Origin of the sequence: Maribacter sp. UBA3344 (assembly GCF_002362375.1) — a bacterium.
In the GTDB taxonomy this organism is placed as follows: Bacteria; Bacteroidota; Bacteroidia; order Flavobacteriales; family Flavobacteriaceae; genus Maribacter; species Maribacter dokdonensis.
In genome coordinates this window covers 1-23,412 of the sequence record NZ_DERI01000005.1, presented here as the reverse complement: position 1 = coordinate 23,412, position 23,412 = coordinate 1, and the positions used below count along the sequence as shown (strand labels likewise).

19 protein-coding genes are annotated in these 23,412 nt (G+C 34.1%); 9 read left to right on the top strand and 10 right to left on the bottom strand.

Annotated features, from left to right (window positions below; all coding sequences use genetic code 11):
- Positions 1-8: 8 nt before the first annotated feature.
- The 8 genes from B2Z27_RS02155 to B2Z27_RS02120 form a co-directional block, all read right to left on the bottom strand.
- On the bottom strand, positions 9-2,045 hold the full coding sequence (locus B2Z27_RS02155; protein WP_286812388.1) for an amidohydrolase family protein: 2,037 nt from the start codon (positions 2,043-2,045) through the stop codon (positions 9-11).
- Positions 2,046-2,091: 46 nt separating this feature from the next.
- Positions 2,092-3,213 carry an FG-GAP repeat domain-containing protein gene (locus tag B2Z27_RS02150; protein WP_286812387.1) on the bottom strand — a complete coding sequence of 374 codons (1,122 nt, stop codon included), beginning with the start codon at positions 3,211-3,213 and terminating at the stop codon, positions 2,092-2,094.
- Positions 3,214-3,219: 6 nt separating this feature from the next.
- A complete protein-coding gene (locus B2Z27_RS02145) occupies positions 3,220-5,217 on the bottom strand; it encodes an amidohydrolase family protein (protein WP_286812386.1) in 1,998 nt (665 codons plus the stop codon).
- A gap of 47 nt (positions 5,218-5,264) precedes the next feature.
- Complete coding sequence (locus B2Z27_RS02140; RefSeq protein WP_286812385.1) at positions 5,265-6,419, bottom strand: dipeptidase; 1,155 nt, start codon at positions 6,417-6,419, stop codon at positions 5,265-5,267.
- A gap of 117 nt (positions 6,420-6,536) precedes the next feature.
- On the bottom strand, positions 6,537-7,940 hold the full coding sequence (locus B2Z27_RS02135) for a RagB/SusD family nutrient uptake outer membrane protein (RefSeq protein ID WP_286812384.1): 1,404 nt from the start codon (positions 7,938-7,940) through the stop codon (positions 6,537-6,539).
- A gap of 12 nt (positions 7,941-7,952) precedes the next feature.
- The gene (locus B2Z27_RS02130; RefSeq protein WP_286812383.1) at positions 7,953-11,252 is read right to left on the bottom strand and encodes a TonB-dependent receptor; all 3,300 of its coding nucleotides are present in this window, start codon (positions 11,250-11,252) and stop codon (positions 7,953-7,955) included.
- Positions 11,253-11,430: 178 nt separating this feature from the next.
- Positions 11,431-12,495, bottom strand: coding sequence for a FecR family protein (locus B2Z27_RS02125; protein WP_286812382.1), 1,065 nt, complete (start codon positions 12,493-12,495; stop codon positions 11,431-11,433).
- 117 nt (positions 12,496-12,612) lie between these two features.
- Positions 12,613-13,257 carry an RNA polymerase sigma factor gene (locus tag B2Z27_RS02120; protein WP_082642855.1) on the bottom strand — a complete coding sequence of 215 codons (645 nt, stop codon included), beginning with the start codon at positions 13,255-13,257 and terminating at the stop codon, positions 12,613-12,615.
- Positions 13,258-13,795: 538 nt separating this feature from the next.
- Here B2Z27_RS02120 and B2Z27_RS02115 point away from each other — a divergent pair.
- The gene (locus B2Z27_RS02115) at positions 13,796-14,233 is read left to right on the top strand and encodes a response regulator (RefSeq protein ID WP_286812380.1); all 438 of its coding nucleotides are present in this window, start codon (positions 13,796-13,798) and stop codon (positions 14,231-14,233) included.
- A 55-nt stretch (positions 14,234-14,288) separates the two neighbouring features.
- Here the strand turns inward: B2Z27_RS02115 and B2Z27_RS02110 are convergent, their stop codons facing one another.
- Complete coding sequence (locus tag B2Z27_RS02110; protein ID WP_286812379.1) at positions 14,289-14,726, bottom strand: response regulator; 438 nt, start codon at positions 14,724-14,726, stop codon at positions 14,289-14,291.
- A 265-nt stretch (positions 14,727-14,991) separates the two neighbouring features.
- Between B2Z27_RS02110 and B2Z27_RS02105 the strand changes: the two genes are divergently transcribed.
- On the top strand, positions 14,992-15,243 hold the full coding sequence (locus B2Z27_RS02105) for a hypothetical protein (RefSeq protein ID WP_286812378.1): 252 nt from the start codon (positions 14,992-14,994) through the stop codon (positions 15,241-15,243).
- A 25-nt stretch (positions 15,244-15,268) separates the two neighbouring features.
- On the opposite strand, the gene B2Z27_RS02100 is transcribed toward B2Z27_RS02105, so the two are convergent.
- Positions 15,269-15,652 (bottom strand): response regulator, encoded by a 384-nt coding sequence (locus B2Z27_RS02100; protein WP_286812377.1) that lies wholly within the window; start codon positions 15,650-15,652, stop codon positions 15,269-15,271.
- 397 nt (positions 15,653-16,049) lie between these two features.
- On the opposite strand from B2Z27_RS02100, the gene B2Z27_RS02095 reads away from it, so the two are divergent.
- The 7 genes from B2Z27_RS02095 (at position 16,050) to B2Z27_RS02065 (ending at position 23,370) form a co-directional block, all read left to right on the top strand.
- Positions 16,050-17,108 carry a polysaccharide lyase family 7 protein gene (locus B2Z27_RS02095; protein WP_286812375.1) on the top strand — a complete coding sequence of 353 codons (1,059 nt, stop codon included), beginning with the start codon at positions 16,050-16,052 and terminating at the stop codon, positions 17,106-17,108.
- Positions 17,109-17,138: 30 nt separating this feature from the next.
- Entirely contained in the window at positions 17,139-18,299 is a 1,161-nt protein-coding gene (locus B2Z27_RS02090) for a DUF3095 family protein (RefSeq protein WP_286812374.1), read from the top strand.
- A 138-nt stretch (positions 18,300-18,437) separates the two neighbouring features.
- Positions 18,438-18,782, top strand: coding sequence for a hypothetical protein (locus B2Z27_RS02085; protein ID WP_286812373.1), 345 nt, complete (start codon positions 18,438-18,440; stop codon positions 18,780-18,782).
- Between the two features lie 2 nt (positions 18,783-18,784).
- The gene (locus B2Z27_RS02080; protein ID WP_139254406.1) at positions 18,785-18,943 is read left to right on the top strand and encodes a lmo0937 family membrane protein; all 159 of its coding nucleotides are present in this window, start codon (positions 18,785-18,787) and stop codon (positions 18,941-18,943) included.
- A 108-nt stretch (positions 18,944-19,051) separates the two neighbouring features.
- Positions 19,052-20,689 carry an ABC-F family ATP-binding cassette domain-containing protein gene (locus B2Z27_RS02075; protein ID WP_058102476.1) on the top strand — a complete coding sequence of 546 codons (1,638 nt, stop codon included), beginning with the start codon at positions 19,052-19,054 and terminating at the stop codon, positions 20,687-20,689.
- 111 nt (positions 20,690-20,800) lie between these two features.
- Positions 20,801-21,487 (top strand): aspartate/glutamate racemase family protein, encoded by a 687-nt coding sequence (locus B2Z27_RS02070; RefSeq protein ID WP_286812371.1) that lies wholly within the window; start codon positions 20,801-20,803, stop codon positions 21,485-21,487.
- Positions 21,488-21,726: 239 nt separating this feature from the next.
- Positions 21,727-23,370, top strand: a complete 1,644-nt coding sequence (locus B2Z27_RS02065; protein WP_286812370.1) for a hypothetical protein — start codon at positions 21,727-21,729, stop codon at positions 23,368-23,370.
- The last annotated feature ends 42 nt before the right edge of the window (positions 23,371-23,412 follow it).

Genomic DNA, 23,412 nt, shown 5'->3' with positions numbered 1-23,412 from the left:
AGTTCTTGTTAATAATCTCTGGTAGGTTTAAAATCTGCCGCAATCCATAACGGTTCACTTTCATAGTAATTACCATTGGTAAGTACAGACGAAACGGTTCTTATATTATCTATATTCTCTAAAGGATTTTCATCAAGAATAGCAATATCTGCTTGTTTACCCACTTCTATGCTTCCAGTAACATCATCATAGCCCATTGCTCTTGCTGGAATAATCGTTGCCATCTTTATTGCATCTAAAGGAGTAAGATTACCATACTTAACATAAGATTCCATTTCAAGAAATAATCCAAAACCTGGGGCAAAATTGTCCGTTCCCGCAACCACAGGAATACCGGCTTTGTAGAATTTACCAATCACCTCTGCAGATTTAATGATATTCTGCTTTAGTTTTTTAGCACGCTCTTCACCAGCCCCAGCTCTAAATCTTTTACTCTCGAAAAGTTCGTAAGCCATTCTGCCAGCATCTGGCTCAATAGTTTCCATTACTTGTCCTTTTGGTAAGGTACGTACCACACCTAGCCCAAGAGTAACATCTAGAACGGTACCATGCTTTAAGTAAAATGCAATAGCATCATTAACCATTTCATCTGTCACCTCATTATCCACCATAAAAAATGGACCTAAATCAGATACTTTTTTATCTGTGAATAAAGCTGCTAAAATTCTATTGTAGTGACTAAGCATATCCATACCACTTTCAACAGCTACACGAGCATCATCAACCAAGGCAGGTACATGCCCCGTTACTGTCATCCCTACTTTATGTGCCTCTTCTGCCAATACTTTTAAAATTTCCGGCTCTATGGATGTGTAAATTTTAATTTGCTCATATCCATTATCATGGTATAACTTAACCACCTCTTTTGCCTCTTCAGCTGAGCGTGCCCTAATTATTCCGTTACCTTTAATACCAGGTCCATCTGTCATTCCGGCTAAAAGTATATCTGGACCTGTAGCCCCATCTTTTGCAATAGCATCTCTAAAAGCAGTGGCAAACTCCAACTCATTACCATTGTCGCGTATGGTAGTAACCCCTCCAGCTAAATATGCCGGTGCCCATTGCACTTGATTAGAATGTGCATGCATATCCCACATACCAGGTATTAAAGTTTTACCAGATACATCTATTACTTTGGCATTTTCAGGAATAGTAATTTCGGGGGAACTACCTATTTGCTTTATTTTTCCATTTTCAATGATTATAGTCATGTTTTTCTGTACATCATCTTGCACACCATCAACTACATTACCCCCAACTAAAGCCGTAATTTCTGATTGCTCTCCTTTTAGTGCTGTAGTGTAATCTGTAAGTTGAGCCATTTGCTCTTCAACATTGCCTTTGATAAAAAGTGATTTAGCTTCTTCGTAACCTTCTTTAATCAACTCTCTAATCTGGGTATTAGCCTTTACGACCGCTACCAAGTTCTTTGACTTATCTAACCAAATAGTTCTGCCGCCCCAGTTGATACCTTCCACAACGTAGCGATCCAAGGCTACATCTTCACCTTTAATTTTCACGATATCCTCTCCTTTATGGGTAAGTGATACTTCTCCTCTAGGCAGGGTTGGTATAGAGGAAGCGTTATGCTGTTTGAAATAATAATGATATAGCATCATTTCAATTCCTGCTGGTATATTACTGTTCACTAAAAAGAATGCATCTTTTTTATCGCTAACAACAACATCAAAATGTTTTTCCCAAACCGATACTTTGTCACCCTGTATCTCCATTTTAATGATATTGGTGGTATCATTATTAGAAATACGACGACTGAAATAAGATATAGGCTCTAAATCGGTAGTCAAAAATAGTTTAGACTCTACTCCACTAATTCTCCCCCTTTCATTCTCCCCTTGTATAGAGGTAACCGTAATGGTGTCTTTAGTAGATGTAATAGAGTAAGACTCTTCCCCTATTTGTGATTGTCTTCGATATACCAAAAACACACCTTCATCATTAAAATTTTGCCATTCTGAAGTTTCTGAAGAGCATGCGGACAAGAGTACTAGAAAAGTACACTTTAAAAGATTTTTCAAATTCATATCATTATGCTGGTTACTATATTTAATGTCTGTTTAAGATTGCTATTTAAGGAAATTTTGGAGTAAACCTATTGAAGTAATATCGGTTGATTTCGTCAGAGTTACTTTCAATGATGTCCAGTTTACCATCTCCATTTAGGTCAAAAACCGTAATATCGTAGGTGTTAAAGTTTTCATTTGCCAATTGTACGCGCTCCCAATTGTTACCGTCACCAGAGTTTATGAATACCACATTAGGCTTTTGAACATTAGCTATGATAATATCCATATCGCCATCATTATCTAAATCACCTAAAGAAATAGCGTAGGACTTATCAAGACTGGAATCAAATTCCATTTTACGCTGATAGCTTTGTTTTTTATCCCCGAAATAAATAACATTTGGCTCACCTATATTTGCCGTAACAATATCTAAAAACCCATCTTTATCAATATCTGAAATTGCTACAGAACGTGTAATATCCTTACCTGTTCCGTAAGGAATTTTCTTGGTGAACTTTAAATTACCCTCATTTAAATACACCATATTTGGTTGATCATCTCTATTCGCCAAAATCAAATCAAGATTACCATCACCGTTCATATCAGCAACTTCCACATCTATGGTAGAATCTTCCTTATTTCCAAAACCGATGGATTTAGAAAAAGTTCCATCACCGTTATTAAGGCAAATTTCATTTTCTTTTCCCCTATTGGTTATTAAAATATCATTATCTCCGTCTTGATCAATATCGGCCACCACAATATTTCTAGTTGGTGCATATGCTACACCAAAACTAGATGCTCTTTCAAAGTTTCCCTTTCCATCATTAATGAAAATATAGTTAGGTGCCATATCATTACCAACGGCAATATCTAAATCACCATCGCCATCAAAATCGGCAAGTTCAGTAGAATAGGTAGTTTCACTTTCAAAGCCAAGTTCTTTTGAAACTGTAAAAACACCTCTTCCGTTATTTACAAATACCCTGTTTTGTCCTGGCCAGTGACGCCCGTTAGCCACCAAAATATCGGCATCGCCATCGTTATCTATATCACCGACACCTACGGAGGCCGTTCTTTCTTTATGTGTACCCAATATTAGTCTACCACTGGTAAAAAACTCAATTGATTGGGCATTAACCGTGGTTATTAAAAAAGAAAAGATTATTATAAGTTTAATTTTCATTGTTATCTATTTAAAGTGTTTAATACCCATTTTGTTGTAAAGCTCATCCGCATAAAAAATAGTACCTCCTTTTATGGTCCACTCTACCCTTCTAACATCACTAATATTTTCTACCGGATTACCATCAATAAGAATTAGGTCTGCATTTTTACCAACCTCTATGGAACCCAAATAATCTGACGTACCCGTAATTTTTGCCGAATTAATGGTCGCCATTTTTAATACTTCTGCTGCAGGTATACCCGCTGACTCATACAATTCTAATTCTCTATGATATAAGAAGCCCGGTAAACCATCCGTACCCGGTACTATTGAAATACCTTTCTGGTACATATCATTTAATGCATTTAGCATATTCATGTAACTATCCTTAAACAAAGCTGCCTTATCACCTTCTTTTGGAAGTCCGCCACTATAAAAAGCCCGCTGCTCAATCAGTGGTAATCTCTTCATGATTTTACTATACGTTGGACTAGGCACTCCCTTTTTGGAAGTAAACATATTTTCAAAAAGAGATATCGTAGGATCAATAACAATATCCTTGGATTTTAATAAAGACACAAAATCCAGATACTCCTTAGATTTTAAATCCACATCCGCTCCATGGTTAGCTACCATAGTAAATCTTAAAGGAGTACGTGTATCAATAGTATCTGACATGAAATTTAAAAACAACATATTCATATGCTGAATTTCATTATACCCTTGTTCTATTGCTTGAGTTGCCGTCATATACGCCGGTATATGTCCACTTACACGCATATTTAGTTCATGTGCTTTGGCTGCCAAAGGTTTAACCCATTCTGGTCTAATAGAACTATATAACTTAATTTGATCGTAATTTAAATCTTTATACGATTGAATTTCTGCTAAACCTTCCTCCAAGTTATCAACTACGTTTCTTTGATTTGCAAAGGGTCCGGAACCATCTATAATTCCACAAAAGATGACAATATTGGGACCTATAATTTCATTATTATCAAACTGGGCACTTAACTGCTTTAATTGCTTATTATTAGCCATATCCCTAACAGAGGTAATACCGCCTGCCAAGTGTAGTAGTCCCCTAAATTTGGTATTATGGGTATGCATATCAAACATACCAGGTAAAAGTGTTTTACCGGTACCATCTATTACTTGTGCAGTTCCATTTAAAACTTTTCCCTTTGATGGCTTTATGGATTTGATCTTTTTGCCCTCAATAAATACATCTTGATTGTTTACAATGGTACCTTCTGGAGTAAAAACATTTACATTTTTGATAATTACTTTATCTATCTTATTGGAGAGCTCTTTTGCAATTTTGAATAGATATTCATCTTCATATGTACCCTGTAAGCTTTGTAGTTCTTTTCTAAACGCTTTAAAATCTTCCCTAACTATATGCAGATTACCAGAAATACTAGCGACCATTTCATTATTCTTCATCCAGAGATATCTAGGAATCATTTCTAGCCCTTTGATCATTAATAGATTTAATGAAGTACTATCTGAAAGCGTTATTGAATACTGATCTACCAACTCTACTTCCCCTTCTGGATAAAGGGCAACTTTACTATTCTCAGATGCAGTTAAAAGCTGGGCAATAATTTCATAAACGGCTGGCGACCCATCATGTCTAAAGTAAAGTGCCTTGCCATTGAAATCGGCTTTATCTTCACTCATAGGATTTTTCCAAGAAGCAGAACCGTCAACACCATTAAAATTTTCAGAAATGGAATCTTTTAAATAGTTAACACCGGTAATATATTCAGAAATGATGTAGTTGTCGTTATTCAGTTTTATCTCCTCAGTAACTTCTGGTCCACGTCCTCTATCCGTATAGGTATAAAAATATTTAAAGCTATTATCCGCTGCTTCCCATTTTTCATATTTACCGGCAAGTTTTTCACGAAACACAACATCGTAATTCGTTTTTTCACCACTTTCATTTTCCGATTTTGGAGCGTCTGAACAACTCACAAAACCTAAACATAATAGCGCAAAATATAATTGGTTTTTCATACTCTTGGTTAGAATTTATTATCTCTAATTTTATGGACAACTATTGATTATGGCTTTAAGGTCTCCTTGTAGAGTCTTAACCAGTTTAGCCCTAATATTTTTTCGATATCTCCTGTGCTATATCCTCTTTTATCTAAAACTTTGGCTACTTCCAAATACCTACTTGTTTTGTCAAGTTCAGGTATCCATGGTGGCCATTGAACTTTGTAAGATGGTTTAAAACGGGTTAATCTTGGTACATACCAATTTTCTCTTGTTGCGCCATTGGCTTCTAGACCTTCTATAGGATAATCAATTGCCAAACCAACATGGTCAATACCACCAATTTTAACTGCGTGGTCAATATGGTCAACATATGTTTCTAAGGTAGTATCCGTACCAAGGTTTGGACCAATCATGTACCCCAAACAAATAATACCCATTACACCTCCCTTGTCTGCCATGGCCTTGATCTGTTCATCTCTCTTGGCCCTTGGATGATTTTTGTGCAAAGCCTCGCACATGGAATGGTTTATGGATACCGGTGCTTTACTATGGGCTATACCTTCATTGGTAGTCTGTTCTCCACAATGAGATAAATCTACTATAATACCCAACTCATTCATGCGATCTACGACCTCTACGCCAAAATCCGATAAGCCACAATTGGTACGTTCAGTACTACCATCACCTATATAATTTCGTTCATTATAGGTTAATTGCATCCAACGCATACCAGCATCATACAACGTATCAACATTTTTAATGGATTTCCCAAGCATTGTTGCATTCTGAAAACCCAACATAACGGCAACCTTATCTTCCTTTTTGGCTTTATAATAATCCTCTACACTCGTAGCCAAAATAAGTTTATCAGAATTATTTTTTATAATATTTTGCCACTTGGTCAGGTTTTCCATTCCCCGGTTAAAATCACCGGATACTACAGAAGCATTAAAACCCGTATAACCAGTTTTTGCAAGAGCCTTAAACGACTCTTCATTCCAATTTCTGACAATGACCAATCCGTCATTTACAATAGCCTTTTTATATAATTTTTCAACTCCCTTTTCCCCTATGTTGTATAATAACCGCTTATTAAATTCTGAATTTGGATCAGTATCTATAGATTCTAAAATAGTATTTAACGAATAAGCAGCTTGACCAGGAAAGAATGCTCCTAACGAAAGTAATTTCGATAGATTTCTACGTTGTGTGTTCATATGTTTTTCGAGTTTTAAAGAAAAGAAATCCTGTATTTTTAAGATAATAGAGTACACATTGAGAGAACCAATGCAGCCTCTCAATGTGTTTAACAACCAATAAATCAGTCCTAAATATTAATACCCAGGATTCTGTTCTATATTAGGGTTAACATCTGTTTCATCCTGTGGTATAGGCATAATGACCGTATCAGCACCATAAGGAATAGTACAAGTCTGAGCAGTACAGTTGGTTCTAACAATATCCATTTGATTACGCATTAGATCCCACAGACGTTGTCCTTCAAAGGCTAATTCCAATCTTCTTTCTATAAATATTGCATCCTTAAGGGCATCACCAGTATCTGCATTATCTGGCTCATCCGCCATTGCACGTTGGCGTACCATATCTAAATCATCTTGTGCTCCCGCTATATCCGTACCAATTTCAGCTCTAGCCTCGGCACGTATTAAATACATTTCAGCAAGTCTTACAACTTTCACATTGTCAAACCCATTGATATCCGCATACTTTATCATTCTATATGGGCCAAATTCCCCGGTCAATAAAGGGTCAACCTCAAATGTGCTCAAACGTGCATCATTCTCCGGATAAAGATCAACGACATCATTAGAAGGTAGATAATCTCCAAAACCCGCCTGTAGATAAAGACCAGCAATACCGTTGCCACCAACATTATCCGTTTCGGTCATTGAAATTTCAAAAATTGATTCGGCACTATTATCCGTAGTCCATAAATCATAATAGTTATCGTTAGAAATTAAACTGTAATCTCCAGAATCTATAACACTACTAGCCATAGCTTCTGCATTGTTCCAGTCTTCTTTAAATAGATAAACCTTTGCCAATAAAGCTCTTGTTGCATTTGGGGATAACGTATTTGAATTGCCACTTCTGGAACTATCGCTCATTAAAGAAATCCCTGTGGTCATATCAGAAATAATTTGTTCGTACACTTCTGCTACGGTACTTCTAGCTGGTTCATTGTCCAAATCAAAATTTAATACGATGGGTACACCTAAATGGCTAGCATCTGCCGTATAATTGTATTGTTGGGCAAACATGCGTACCAAATCAAAATATATTAAACCTCTTAATGCATAAGCCTCACCAACAATGTGATTTTGCTCATCTAAAACAGCATCAGCTAAAATTGTTTCAGAATTTATGATGGCATTTGCTGCATTAATACCTTCATAGGCACTGCCCCATAAATTCAATGCATCTCCGTCCGATACTCTTTGAATATGCTCGGCATAATCTACAATTCTATTAGCCTGACTATTTTGCTTAACGTCATCTGCCAAAACATCCGGTATCATAATCATGTAGCGCCCGTAGTATTCTGCTCCGGAAAGTTTATTATATATACCTGTAATTGACGATTCATAACCATCAAGATCTAATAAGGCATCAGTATCCGAAACAGATTGTTGCGGAGTCAATTCTAAAAATGAGTCTGAACATGAAAATACCAGTCCAGTCATTATCGTTAATATAAATATTTTATATGTTTTCATGTGTGTCATCATTTAAAGTTGAATATCTAAACCAATGGAAATAGTCTTTACTGCAGGGGTTTGACCTGTGTAACTACCATCAATACCTTGTTCTGGATCAATGTATAGGATATCCTCTTTTACAAAAGTTAGGATATTTGTTCCCCTAGCATACAATCTCATTGAATTCAAGCCTAATAGCGAAGTAATATCTTCGTTAAAATTATAGGCAACCGTTAAATCCCTTAAACGAATATAACTACCGTCATACAACCATCTAGTTTGGTTAGCTTCATTACTACCGTTACGACCACCCCAAACAAATTGAGGAACTAAAGCATCTGTTGAACCAGGCTGCCATCTATTATCATAAATAAAATCTGCCGTACTTCTTGGTGTAAGCCTACCGTCACCTAATGTACCTCTTGCCCTGGAATCAAAAATATAGTTACCGTAAGAATAGATAAAGTTGGCACTAAGGCTAAAGTCTTTATAGGAAACCATGGTATTGAATCCACCGAAAAACTCAGGTGTAGCGGATTTGTCATCCAAAAAACGCTCTGCCTCACTAATGTCATTGGTTATCGTAGTTTTTGATGCATCTGTATACCATTGTGGATCACCATTTTCTTGGTTTACACCTGCCCAACTATACAAATAGAAAGATTGAAAATCCTCACCTTCTTGTCTTCTATAAGCACCATCTGTAAAATCATCTGTTAGTTCGGTAATTTCATTCTTTAAAAAGGTGGTATTAAAACCAACATTCCAATTAAAATCATCATTACTAATGATATCTGCATTCATTGAAATTTCAAAACCTGTGTTTTTCATTTCACCAAAGTTTTGGGTCAATGAAGAAAAACCAGAAGTTAAAGTAATCGGTACATTTAGAATAAGGTCTGAAGAAGTACGCTCAAAATACTCAACCGTACCACTAATTTTAGAAAATAGTCCAAAATCTACACCAACATTAAAATTCTGTTGACTTTCCCAAGTAAGATCAGGATTTGCAATTTGACTAGGACTACCACCAGGATTACCATCATAATCTTGACCATAAACATAAAGACCTTGCGATGGAAAATCTCCAATAGCAGCATTACCCGTAACACCCCAAGAACTCCTTACTTTTAATAAATTAAGAAAAGAAACATCTTCTAAGAAAGCTTCGTTACTAGCAACCCAGCTACCACCAAAAGAATAAAAAGTACCCCATCTATTATCTGCACCAAATCTAGAAGAACCATCTCGTCTTAAACTTGCAGAAAGAAAATATTTGCCGTCGTAGTTATAGTTTGCTCTAGAAAAAGCAGAAACAAAAGTGTATTCAGATTTTGAACCACTAATAGCAAATTCTGCCGATGCACTATTTAAAGTTCTTAAACTTTGGTTAGGAAATTGAGTTCCAGATGCACTAGAAGATTCACTAACAGTTTCCTGCGCTTCAAAACCACCTAAAACATTGAAGTTATGGTTATTGCCTAAGTTAAAATTATAATCTGCAGTCTGTGTACCCACAAAGGTTCTAAGAGAAGTATTTGCTTCATAACCAATACCACCAGAGTTTCTACCGCCGCCATATCTAGGGTTTTGATATTGAGATTCGGTCAATGTAAGCAAGTCAAAATTTAATTGCGAGCGCAACGTCAAATTCTTAACCGGTTTAATAGAAACCGCAAAATTATCTATCACCCTAAACTGCTTATTTTCCCATAAATCATCTCCACTTAAAGAACCAACTGGGTTGGCACCTCCTAAAGGAAAATAATCCGCATGCTCTCCATTAAATCTACCTTCCTCATCATAGATTGGAATTAATGGTGATAACTCTAACGAGTTTTTAAAAGGGTTATTAAAAGAACCACCATCAAAGAAAGTATTCGTAGTACTGTTAGATACAGAAATATTATTTGATACCGTTAAATAATCGGTTGCCTTAAATTCTATATTACTACGGGCACTTAATCTATTAAAGCCAGATCCAATAATATAGTTTTCTTGATCATAGTAAGCTCCAGAGAAAAAGTATTTTAAATTTTCTGTTCCCCCGCTAGCACTAAGATCATAACTTTGGGTAATTCCTGTTCTAGTTATAGCATCTAACCAATTGGTATCTGTAGGCTCACCGGTGGAAGGATCTATTAATTGTTGAAAAGTAGCATCAAATCTTTCTTGAGCTTCTTCAGGTGTGTCACCTAAATTTACATAACCTTCAAGAAAAAGTTCCGTGTACTCAGCAGCGTTCAATGGCTTTAAAATATTATTGTAAGCCTGTGAATTAAAACCTGTTAGTGTTTTTAAGGTAATTTTTGCTTTACCGGAACTACCGGATTTTGTGGTAATCAATATAACACCATTGGCACCTCTAGAACCATATATTGCCGTGGAGGCAGCATCCTTTAAAACCGAAATGGATGCAATATCATTTGGGTTGATCGATGCCATAACATTGGTACTACTACCACCATTATCTATGGTACCAATACTACCATTTTGCACAGGGATTCCGTCAATAACGTATAACGGTTCACTTGAAGCAGATATAGAACCTATACCCCTAATACGCACTTGGGTATTTCCTCCTGGAGCACCATCTACAGCACTAGCTTGCAAACCTGCTGTACTACCTCTTAATGTTTGCTCAAATGTTGAAACAGGTACTTGCTCTAACTCTTCGCTTCTGACAACACCTACAGAACCCGTAATAGATTCTTTAGTGGACGTACCATAAGCCACAACCACTACTTCATCTAACGAAGCCACATCTTCTTGGAGTATCACATTCACCACCGATCTGTTATCGATAGCTACTTCTTTGGTCAGCATACCTATATAAGAGAAAACCAGTGCAGTACCATCTGTAACATCAATAGCATAGTTACCATCAAAATCAGATTGAGTTCCAACCGTGGTACCTTTAATTAATACATTTACACCTGGTAATGGTTGGCCAGTAGCATCCGTAACATTTCCTGTTATTGTAGTTTGAACGACAGCATCAAATTCCAAAGAAGTTTTTGGGGAGCTAGGGGGCATTTTTTTGACAATAACTTGATTGCCAATAATCTTATAAGTTAAATCGGTATTGGAAAAAGCTTTATCCAAAACGATTTTCATTGGGGCATCTTTCAATTTTACCGATATTTTCTTATCAGTTTTGATTACATTATCCTTGTAAAAAAAGACATAATCACTAGTATTCTGTATTTTTTCGAAAAATGCTTCCACAGAGATATTGTTAACGTCTACTTGTATTTTGTTTTGTGCAAATACTGAGTTAGCGTAAACCGATGTAAGTCCTATTCCGATAAATAGTAGAAATATTCTCATAATCGTTAGAATTCCGACTGGTATGATATTTTTCATATTTTTGTATTGGTTAATAATGTTGCTGCAAAACAGCAATATTGAAATTAATTGCCGGAAGATGCGGGAACATCTTCTGGCTTTTTTAATAATTGCTACTTCAAAAAAAAATAATATGTTTTCAGTTCATTGGCGTTAGGTGTTACTTGATTAATATTTTATTTTCTGTTTTAACGTATTCCATATTGGTACTTTCCTTAATACTATGTATAACGGAATTGATGTCTTCATTTAAATCTAGATAACCAGAAAAAGTCTCTTTGGCCAAATATTCGTTTTCTATGACAATATCAATGTTGTAATATCGAGAAATACGTTTCATAATATATTCAAGGTCATTATTCTTGAATATTAGTACACCTTCCTTCCAAGAAAAATAATTATCAACATTTACCTTCTCAGAAACAATACTTTTATTCTCTTTATCAAAACTTGCCTTTGTACCAGGAGTAATCTTCATTTTATCTGAATGAGAAGAGGCATTCTTTATATTCTTAAAGCTTATTTGAACACTACCGCTTTTAAGAATAGTATTGGTTTCGGTTTCATCTGGATAATTGGTGACACCAAATACAGTTCCTAAGACCTCTACTACTTGGTGGTCAGAAATCACATGAAAAGGTTTGCTTTTATTATGGGTTACCTCAAAGATTGCTTCACCCTCAATGTAAACTTCTCTTTTATCACCATTAAAAGCTATTGGGTAGACCAATTTAGAACCTGAATTAAGCCATACTTTAGTTCCATCGGAAAGTGTTAGATTAGAACGTTTACCGTAAGGCACCCAAAGCGTATTGAATACAGATTTTTTGTTTTTGGTCGCTTTTTGATTCACTACCTCATTAGCACCAATAGTTACATTCTCTCCAGAATCAGAATAGTTGATCGATGCCACATCCTCTTTAATTTTTAAACTATTGCCTTCACCCAACGTAAGTACCACTTCACCTTCTTTATGATTTTCATTTTCAGAAGAAGTAGAGTTTACAAAATCGGTAATGGAGCTTGATGTATTGGAAGTGTTGTAAAAATAAAATGTAAGACCTATGCAAGCTGCCAAACACGCAGCTGCCAAGCCAGAAAACCAAAAGTTTCTTTTTCTAGTTTTCTTTTTATGTATTGTATTGAAAATCCTATTTTTCAAAGCTGAAGTCTCTTCTTCAGTCATAGATGAAAAATTGATATTTTTAGGATTTATTTTTTCCATAGTTAGGTATTGATTTTATGATTTAGGTTTAAATAAACCTTATCAAGGTACTCGTAAACAATAAGTAAGAAATTGTATTTATATAGACAGTTTTCTAAAGAAAATTATTAGAATAATTTACCTTAAGGCTTTCAAGGCCCTATAGACTATAGTTCTGGCTGTCTGTACGGAAACTTCCATAATTTCAGAAATTTCTTCGTAGCTCTTATCTTGATTGAACCTTAAGAACAAACCTTTTCGTTGTTTCTTTGTTAACGATTCTAGCGCATTTGCCAAAATCATTCGTTTTTCGGTCAACCTTTCCGTTCGTATAATATCCTCTTCACAAGAATTTGTATAGTTTCTTGTATCTTGATGTAAAGAATATTGATATTCTTCTGATATCGAAATTGTTTTAGTAGCGTATTTTCTATTTATTTTTCGCTTCAAACTTTTAAACAAATAATACTTTACATTATCTGTCATTGTTAAGTTTTCCCTGTATTTAAATAAATCTACAAATAGGTCATGAATACAATCCATAACGTATGTTCTGTCTTTGGTACAATTTATACCGTAACTAAAGAGACAGTCTACATATATATTATATAAATCGCCTAGGGCAGATTCATCTCCATCAATTAATTTTTTCCAGATTACCGTTTCGGTATTCTTAACTACAAAAACTTTTTGATTGCTCATTTTCGGTATTTTTTCTGACGCTGCGTTGACCCCAAAATCTGAGTTTACAGCCATACCATGTTCATTATGTTTTTGCATCATTAAAAGAATTTAATGGAATTATCAACGATTCCTTTCTATTCTAAGCAATCAATTTAGGTTTTATAGACATTATTGAGAAATAAATAATGATTTATGGCATTTTGGTAATAATACAGCATTCATAATTTGGTATTCATGATCTAGATACCACCAAATTTCCATTTTGATAGATCTAATTTAACAGTTTATTTACCTACACTGAGAGAATTCTTAAGTTTTTTCGGTAATTTTAAACATAGAGACTACCTATTTAAGACAATTTAAAGAGTCAAATAATCCGGTTAAGACATATCTGACTAACTTCTGTAACATATTTAGATATTGTAGTAAGCTGTAATGAATATGCTAATTTTTACAGTTTAACAGGACCATCAATTATCTTACAATATCTGGTTATCTGTCAATCACTGAAAAAATCTTTACAAAATGAAATTCAGCCCAATACTGTTACAAGTTTATTTGATATTGTTATTATAACTTGACTTGTTAGTATAACTTTAAACAAAATAGGGCGCTAAGCTTCTTAATACAATACACTATGAAAGATTACAATGTTTTTAGCCCTTTAGCCTATGCCGACGATGATGAAGATGATAGAATGTTCTTTGCAGAGGCAATGCAAGAAATTTTCCCTGATATTAATATGAAACTTTTTCATAATGGTGAAGTTTTAATTACATATATACTATCTACCATAACTGCAGGTATTGTTCCAAAGCTTATTTTTCTAGATTTAAACATGCCCATCATGAATGGCTTTGAGTGCCTCTCCGTATTAAAAAACAACACATTGTTAAGTAAGATTCCTGTTGTTATATACTCCACATCATCATCTGAGACAGACCGAAAAAAAATACTGGAAATGGGTGCGGTTCGTTTTATAACAAAAGAAATTTCCTTTAAAAAAATGCTTGTTCAACTTAAAACAACCATGGATGATCTTTATCACAAAGAACTAAATACTAAAGTAATTTAGGGAAATCTTAAAATACAATTTTACAGATGTAGATATTTCAGTTGTACCAAGCTGCTTATGACAGTATTATAAATTCACCATTCTCAACTTCATTCTTATTTGAGCCTTTGACCCTATGTAAAGATTTAAGTAACAATTTTTTCAATTCTTTAAAAGACGAAGATTTTTTTAAAAATAGATTAGCCCCGTCTTCCTTTAATTGATTTACCTCACGTTCCCTATAAATTCCTGAATAGGCAATTACATAAATATCCTTGAACTTTTTAAAGTTTCTTATATCCATCAGGCATTCAAATCCGTCCATGATAGGCATATATAAATCAAGAAAAATTACGTGCGGTAAGTTGTCATCAGAGAAAAGCTTATCCATAAGGTCTACACCGTTATTAAACTGAGTTACCGCTGTAGTCAATGGTAAATCATCTAATGCCTCTATGAAAAAACTGCGATCTTCTAAATCGTCATCTGCTATATAAATATTCAATGCGGTCATTTTTCAACTTAATATCAATATCTCCTCCAAAATTATAAGGAAATCCTTTAAAAAAGAATACTAATACCATAGAATAGTAACTCAAAAAAAATTAAATACATCTATCGACCCAACGGTGTTGTTCGTATAAAAAAATAAAATCTTAAAATAAATTTGTGTAGTAAAATACTTACAATTAGATTTGTTCGTTATCAATTAACTAAGTTCCCATTAAGTTGATTCAATACTGATTATGATGGCTACAAACGACCGAACCGAACTCTTAATGTTACTTCAACAATTTCAGACCGACTATTACACGAAAGGTAATGCGCTTAAGGTCCATATTCTTTTACAACAGTTTGTTTCAAAAATTAATTTTGATAATTACTTCCTATTCATGGAATTTGAAAAAAGGCATCAGCAATTAAAACAAATAGAGCTAATATCTGATCTTGACAACTACGCAGAATTGTTTGCGGAGAATTTATTGAAATTGATTTTATTGCTTAAAAATTGTAAAACCGAAGAATTATAAGTTGAACCACAAAATGATGGAAAAGCTATTTGATCATATTTTGAACCATGTTCTTAGATAATGGCTTTTCATAATACCCCTCAATAAACTTGTGTTGCTTGGCTTTCTCCCGATCCTTGGAATTCGTAAAAGCCGACATGATAAATACCTTTATCTTATTTATATTGGCATTGTAATTTTGCAATTGATCAATGAATTCCCATCCGTCCATTTCAGGCATTACCAAATCCAGTAGAATATAATCTGGTATAGGCTTGTCTTCATTTTTTAATTTGGTCAATAATTCCAGGGCTTCAATAGCACTTTCACAAACATAGATTTGAGTATCTGTGCTACACTGCTCTACAGCATACCTCGCCGTAAACTGAGAAACCAAATCATCATCAATTACCAAAAACACTGAGCCCATGCTATTGTTTTATTAAATATCCTCGTTCAACTTACCTACGTAAATATACGTTGGTAAAATTAGCCTTATTTAAAATAAACGTTTAAATACGTTATTCCAAGATTAATTCATTTGTTATCGAAAAAATCCAATAACCAAAAATGTATAGAAAAGGTCTCTTAATTATAGAGACCTTTTCTCAACTGTATGTCAATTACACTAACCATTAACACATAGAACATACAGTTGTTCTTTTGTACTAAACGTGACCAGCAAGTTACCTTAGAATCACATTAAAGCTTATTCCTTTTAAAGAAATGTTTAGCTATTTTACATTTTTGAATTTAGCGAACATTATTAGAAATAACAATGGATCTATCGTATATTTAAAATAAGTAAAACCTAAATAAACATATTAATGCGTTTAAAATCTTCCCATTATTTCTATATAGTATTGATAACCTTTACATTATTGTTTTCATTTACTTCTTGTAAAACTGAAACAAAAAAATCAGTAGTTGCTGAAAATGAAAAAACAATATATCCAGATGATGTGATCCCTTTTATGAAAGAATGGAAAATTCTATGTGGTGACGGCAAAAGTTTCAATGATTTAACCAATGTTGAGCACAAAGATTTTTTTTATGTAGAAAACGAAAACAATACAAATTGGGTGGTATACAAAGCACCTAATTCTGGTGTAACCTCTAGAACATCAAGCAACACTAGAACAGAACTGGGTCAAAAAGAAGAATGGAAACCAGATACCGGTGGCAAACTAACCGGTACTTTAAAAGTAAAGCATGTTTCTACTTCTGGAGATGCCCGGGTAGCTGCTTCTTATTCCGTAGTTGTTGGCCAAATTCATGGTACGGAGGGTCATGAAAACGAACCTTTAAAAATTTTCTACAAAAAATTTCCGGGTCATAAAAAAGGTTCCGTTTTTTGGAATTATGAAATAAATACCGAAGGAGATAACGGTAAACGATGGGATTATTCTACCGCAGTTTGGGGCTATGATATGTCGGTTGTCGGAGAAACCCCTACCACTTACCCCCAAGAGCCGGAAGATGGCATTGAATTAAACGAAGAATTTAGTTATGAAATCAATGTCTACAAAGGCATAATGTACCTTACGTTTAAAAGCGACGGACATGAAACCAAAACGTTTACCAAAAGCCTAATACAGACAGACTTTGCAGAATCAACTGATATTCCAGAACAAATATTGACTTTATATACGGCAATAGGGCGTGATGGTGTAGAAAAAAAACATGCCTATGCAGGCGAGTTGCAAAATTTTAAGCAAGGAGCTTACAACCAGACCAACGGTAAAGATCCTGAAGAAAATATTGTTTGGCATACCGGATCAGAGACCTATAACGGAGATATTAAAAAACAATACGAAAACGGTTGTTATACAGAGGTTTGGTTTAAAGACGCTACGGTTGGTGCCGGCACTCCACCGCAACATTAAAAATTTCTCATTGTAGGTTACACAAGGTTAATGGCAGACAAACAATTCTATAAAAATCTTCGCCCCTTTAAAGGTACACTCATTGAACTTTTGGGAGATGACACCTATTTTGTAGATGTACCAAAATCTTGGCACGTTGTTGTTGTAGATATTTTAAACTCTACCAGTGCAGTGAACGCGGGCAATCACCATCAGGTAAATTTAACCGCTACCGGAGCTATTATTTCTGTACTCAATGCCATAAGAAAGGTAAAACGTAGCAATGAAATCCCCTATTTTTTTGGGGGCGATGGCGCTACATTCATAGTACCTTCATCATTGCTTAACAAAATAATTCATGTTCTTGAAAATTATCGCATACATATCAAAAGAAAAATTGAACTAGTTCTACGGGTTGGTGAAATTCCTGTTAGTAATTTAATAGAATCAGAGGTTCAATTAAAAATTGCCAAACATCGGTTAACCGATAAGCTATCTATTCCTATTGTTTTAGGGGACGGATTGAAAGTAGCGGAAAGCATGATAAAATCTTCTTTTAAGGAAGAAGAAACCACAGCATTTGATGAAACACTCTTAAATTTAGAAGGAATGGAATGCCGTTGGGACCAGATACTACCGGACCAACAACAAACTAAAGTAGTATGCTTACTATTAGATGCCTCCTTAGAAAAAGATCAGCGAAATGTGTACAAAAAAGTACTTGCCCAAATGGATGAAGAATTCGGGAAATTTGAAAATAGGCAGCCTATAAAAAGTAACAATCTTAAATTAGACCCAAACCCTACCAAAGTGTGGGAAGAAATGAAAATTAGATTGACTTCCACCAGCTGGATGTATTTTTTTAAAAGTTGGTTAAAAACAAATTTTGGCAGAATTTACTTAAATCTTACAAGTAGTGGAAAACAATATTTAAGTCAAATAGAACAATTGTCTCACACCTTTATGCTAGATGGCATGATCAATACTGTTTTTACTGCAGAACAGAAAAGTATAGATCGTTTCATTGCCTATTTAGATAAAATGGAAAGGGATAAAAAATTGATTTACGGTATTCACGTTACCCATGCATCGGTTATGTCTTGTTATGTACTTGATCGTAGAACCACACATTCTCACTTTGTAGATGGCACAGAGGGCGGTTATACATCTGCGGCCAAAATGTTCAAAATAAAAAAAGAAGGGCCTATCTAATTAGATGTCATGTGAGCATCACCCTTAATTTTCATCTTCAAATTTTATCCCGTCAATTAAAGTAATATTAGAGCAACACATAATTGAGAGGTGTCATTACCTTGTTCATTACTTAAATGAACACATAAAATTATAACGATGATAACAGAAGATAAGAGTAAAGATAAATCACGTTCTACAGGCGGATTACAGAATGACGTTCCACAACATCAAAATATTGCTGACCATAAAAATGAAAATAAAAAGGTTGGCAAACCCGTGAATAATGGCGGCGTAGCTACTGCAAGGTATGATTTACATATAGAAAAGCAATGGTTGGCGGTAAAAGATGAATATTTGGCAAATTTCCCTGAAACAGAGGATTTAGATGCTAATGGCGAGCAAGATAGTTTTGAAGACCTAATAGCTAAAATTGCCAAACGGAGACAAAAATCCACAGAAGATATCCACGCTGAAATAATGAACTGGCCAACAAAAAAATAAAGATGAAGAATATCATATACTTTATAATTGCAGCCTTGATCATAGGTTGGATTTTAGGCTTCGTTGTTTTTAAAATTCTAGGAGCACTTATACACTTACTACTTGTTCTTGCCATTGTACTTTTAATTTATAATTGGCTAAGCAATAAAAAAAGCACTTAGAAAATCTCCCTGTGTTTAAAATGACAGGCACAGATTATCTATAAGTTTTTAAAGCGGTTAGTAAATGCACCACTTCTTATTATTAGTTTTGCATTTTAAAATTGCAGCATGATTTCAGTAGATAATTTAGCCGTAGAATTCAGTGGCACTACCCTATTTAGCGATGTATCATTCGTTATTAACCCAACCGATAAAATTGCCCTTATGGGTAAAAACGGAGCAGGAAAATCAACAATGATGAAAATAGTTGCCGGTGAACAAAAGGGCACAAGAGGCAATGTACGCGTACCTAAAGATACCGTTATTGCTTATTTACCGCAACATCTGCTTACCGAGGACAACTGCACGGTATTTGAAGAAGCTGCCAAGGCGTTTAAGCATGTTTTTGATATGCGGGATGAGATGGAGAGGCTTAATAAAGAATTGGAGACAAGAACAGATTATGAAAGTGATGCCTATATGGGTATCATTGAAAAAGTCTCTGATATTGGTGAAAAATATTATGCGCTTGAAGATGTAAATTATGATGCCGAAGTAGAAAAAGCACTCAAAGGATTAGGTTTTAGACAAGAAGATTTCACAAGACAAACCAATGAGTTCAGTGGTGGATGGCGCATGCGTATAGAACTGGCAAAAATACTATTACAAAAACCAGATTTAATTTTGCTTGATGAGCCTACAAACCACATAGATATTGAATCTGTGATTTGGTTAGAAGATTTCTTATTGAACAAGGCCAATGCCGTAATGGTTATTTCACATGACCGGGCATTTATAGATAATATTACCAATCGTACCATTGAGGTTACCATGGGGCGTATTTATGATTATAAGGCAAACTACTCCCATTACCTACAATTACGTGAAGATCGTAGGGCGCACCAGATCAAGGCATACCAAGAACAACAAAAATTCATTGCGGACAATATGGCATTCATAGAACGCTTTAAAGGAACTTACTCCAAAACCAATCAAGTAAGTTCAAGAGAGCGCATGCTAGAAAAACTGGAGATCATTGAAATAGATGAAATAGATACATCTTCATTAAAGCTTCGTTTCCCTCCTGCCCCACGTTCGGGAGATTATCCTGTTACGGTTACAGATGTTTCAAAAGCATATGATGATCATGTCGTATTTAAAAATGCAAACATGTCTATCTCCAGAGGAGAAAAAGTTTCATTTGTAGGTAGAAACGGTGAAGGTAAATCTACCATGATCAAAGCTATTCTTAATGAAATACCTGTAGAAGGTACTTGCCAACTTGGGCATAATGTTAAGGTAGGTTATTTTGCCCAAAACCAAGCATCGTTATTAGATCCAGACCTTACTATTTTTCAAACGGTAGATGAAGTTGCTTTTGGTGATATTCGCAACCAGATCAAGAATATTTTAGGAAGATTTATGTTCAGTGGCGATGATATCGACAAAAAAGTAAGCATGCTTTCCGGTGGGGAAAAAACAAGGTTGGCAATGGTGAAGTTATTGTTAGAGCCTGTAAATCTTTTAATATTAGATGAGCCAACCAATCATTTAGATCTAAAATCAAAAGATGTTTTAAAAGAAGCTCTTTCTACTTATGATGGTACACTTATTCTGGTTTCTCATGATAGGGATTTTTTACAAGGATTATCTCAAAAAGTATTTGAATTTAAAGAACAACGGGTAATTGAACATTTTGAAACCATTGATGCTTTCTTGGAGAGAAATAGAATAAAAAGTATTGCAGAAATTAACTTGATGAAGTAATCATCTTTTCTCTTTTTTATTTTTTTTAAATTACCGATATAATAGAAATATGTGCAATTGTGCACATATACAATTGTTAGCAGCAAGCATAACAAAAACTATTAAATAAGAGTGAAAAAAATAGGAGTTTTAGGAGGAACGAGTTATCCTTCAACAGTTTTATATTACAAACTACTTAACGAATTATACAACCAAAAAATGGGAGGCTTCCATTCTTGTCCAATGATTCTTCAAAACATCGATTATCATGAAATAAAATCAAGATATAACTCATCAAATGGATGGAATGAAATACCTATTTTATTAAAGCAAGAAATAGAAAGTTTAATTTCATTAAATCCTGATTGTTTAATCATTGCTAATAACACTTTACACAAAGCTTTTGACATTATAAAAGCGGAATTGAATTTACAAATACCAATTTTCCATATCATAGAATTAACAGCAGATTATATCACAAAAAATAATTTGAATCAAATTTTATTACTAGGGACAAAATTTACAATGCAGGATGACTTCTTTAAAGGGTATTTAAAAAAACAAGGAATAAAAGTTATTACACCTTCAAACAAAGAAATGGACGAAATTCAAACTATACAAACCTCATTATCGAAAGGAAACTTTAAAGATGATTATCCCAAATATTTTGAAGACTTGTATCTAAAATACCAAGAATGTGATGGAATAATTCTTGGTTGCACTGAGTTACCTTTAGCTTTTGATTCAATAAAAATTGACCATAAAATCAACACTATTGAATTACAGTGTCAAAAAGCAATTGATTTTATTGTGAATTAAAGCCAGCTGCTAACAAGGTGTATAAAACATAGCTAATAAGTGCTAAACAGAAAGGTTTGTGTATATTTAGAATGTCCGCCAAATTTTCAATTTGGCTTTTAAAAAGAGAAAAATTAAAAACAAAATATAAAAATTCGGCTCTATGTTAGCCCGAAAAGTTAGTGTCTTTTTATACGCTACGTTTCATACACAAGTCCGTTGGCAACAATATTAAAGAACAGAAACCACAAAAAATTAGAATGGAAATTGGAAAAAAAATTAATGTAGATAGAATTGTACCTGCAAGAAGTTTTTACTATATGTACGCATATACAGACGCAGGCAATTTTTTCATTTATTCTCACAGAGATAAAGTGAATTTTTTCGCAACTCATAAAGCAGATGGACTTCCAAAATTTCAAGATAATGTTGTAAAATTAACTTCATTCAAATACTTCAATGAGAAGTCGGAAAAGTGTCCTGAAAAGATTAAAAAAGTAGATTTTGAAAATCCAAATTCAGAAAAAATACTTTTTGGGAGTTGTTTAATTTCTGACCTTGGAGTGAATCACAAAGTGCAAGTTTGGGTAGATAGTCAAGCCAAAAAAATCACATTTCAAGTTGAGGATGCAGGAGAATTCAAAAACAATCTAAATTCTGACATAGAACTACCCGATTTAGCCGAGGAACAACGAATTGCAGATAAAATCAAATTAATTAATGATTTTAAAGCGCAAAACAACCATAAGCTAATTCAACTAATTGAAGAGCAACCCAGTTTTTTTAAAAGACTTATTTCTAAATCTTTTCCTTTTAGCTCATCTCACCTTTCAAAATTATCAAATTCATTAGATTGGAAAGAAACAAGCGAAAACCCTAATATTCAATGGGATATAAATGATATTAAAAAATTTGACAAAAGTTTAGATTGGAGTGTGTTTTCGCAAAATAATCAATGGACTTTAGAAACTTTAAAACAACTTGAAGAAAAGATTGATTGGAGTAGTTTATCTCTAAATACAAGAATAGATTGGCATAAAGTTAGTGAGGTCTATGAGAATAAATTAAACTGGAAAAATTTATCAAAAAATGAAAGTTTTGATTGGTCTAAAGAAAACATAATCAAATACCAATCGAAAATCGATTGGTACAACTTATGTACCAACAATCAAGTTGCTTTTGATTTCTCAATCTTACAACTATTTGAAAACAAAATTGATTGGAATATCATTGCGACAAATCAAGGGAATTGGTGGACCAAAGAGATAATTGAATTTTATAAAAACAAATTACGTTGGCGAAATCTTTTAGTGTATGGAACTTTTTGGAATGAAGAATTAATAGAACACTTTGAAAAAGAAATTGAGAATGATTACGGATTCGCTCAATTAAGTGAAAATCCAAATGTTGATTGGACACTTGAACTTTTAGAAAAATATGAGGACGAGCTTGGTTGGGGTAATTTAGCAGAAAACCCTGGACTTCCTTGGAGTTTTGAGTTAATTGAAAAATATAAAGAAAATTGGAATTGGAGCAATCTTGGGAGCATTGCTTGGAATTTTGAGTTTGCGGATAAACATATAAATGACTTTACAACTATGAATGGGTCTTCCAGTTTGTGGACAAACAAAACAATAATAAGGAATGAAGAATTTTGTATAAAGCATAAAGACATTCTTTTCCCATCTCATAAAGGTAGTGGAATGACTCGTTGGATTGATGCTTCTGCAAATGACGAATTACCTGTCTCTACAAATTTTTTCTATGAATTAAAAGATAATTTAGATTGGGACAGAAACCTATTCTCAATGCTGAAAAGAACGAGAAAATATAATAACCTAATAAAAGATATTGACCTTGAAATTGTTGAGTTTTTTGATGGAATTGAACACTTTTCAAAATAAAATACTGTTGCCAACAATGGTAACCGTTGCACAAGCCTATAA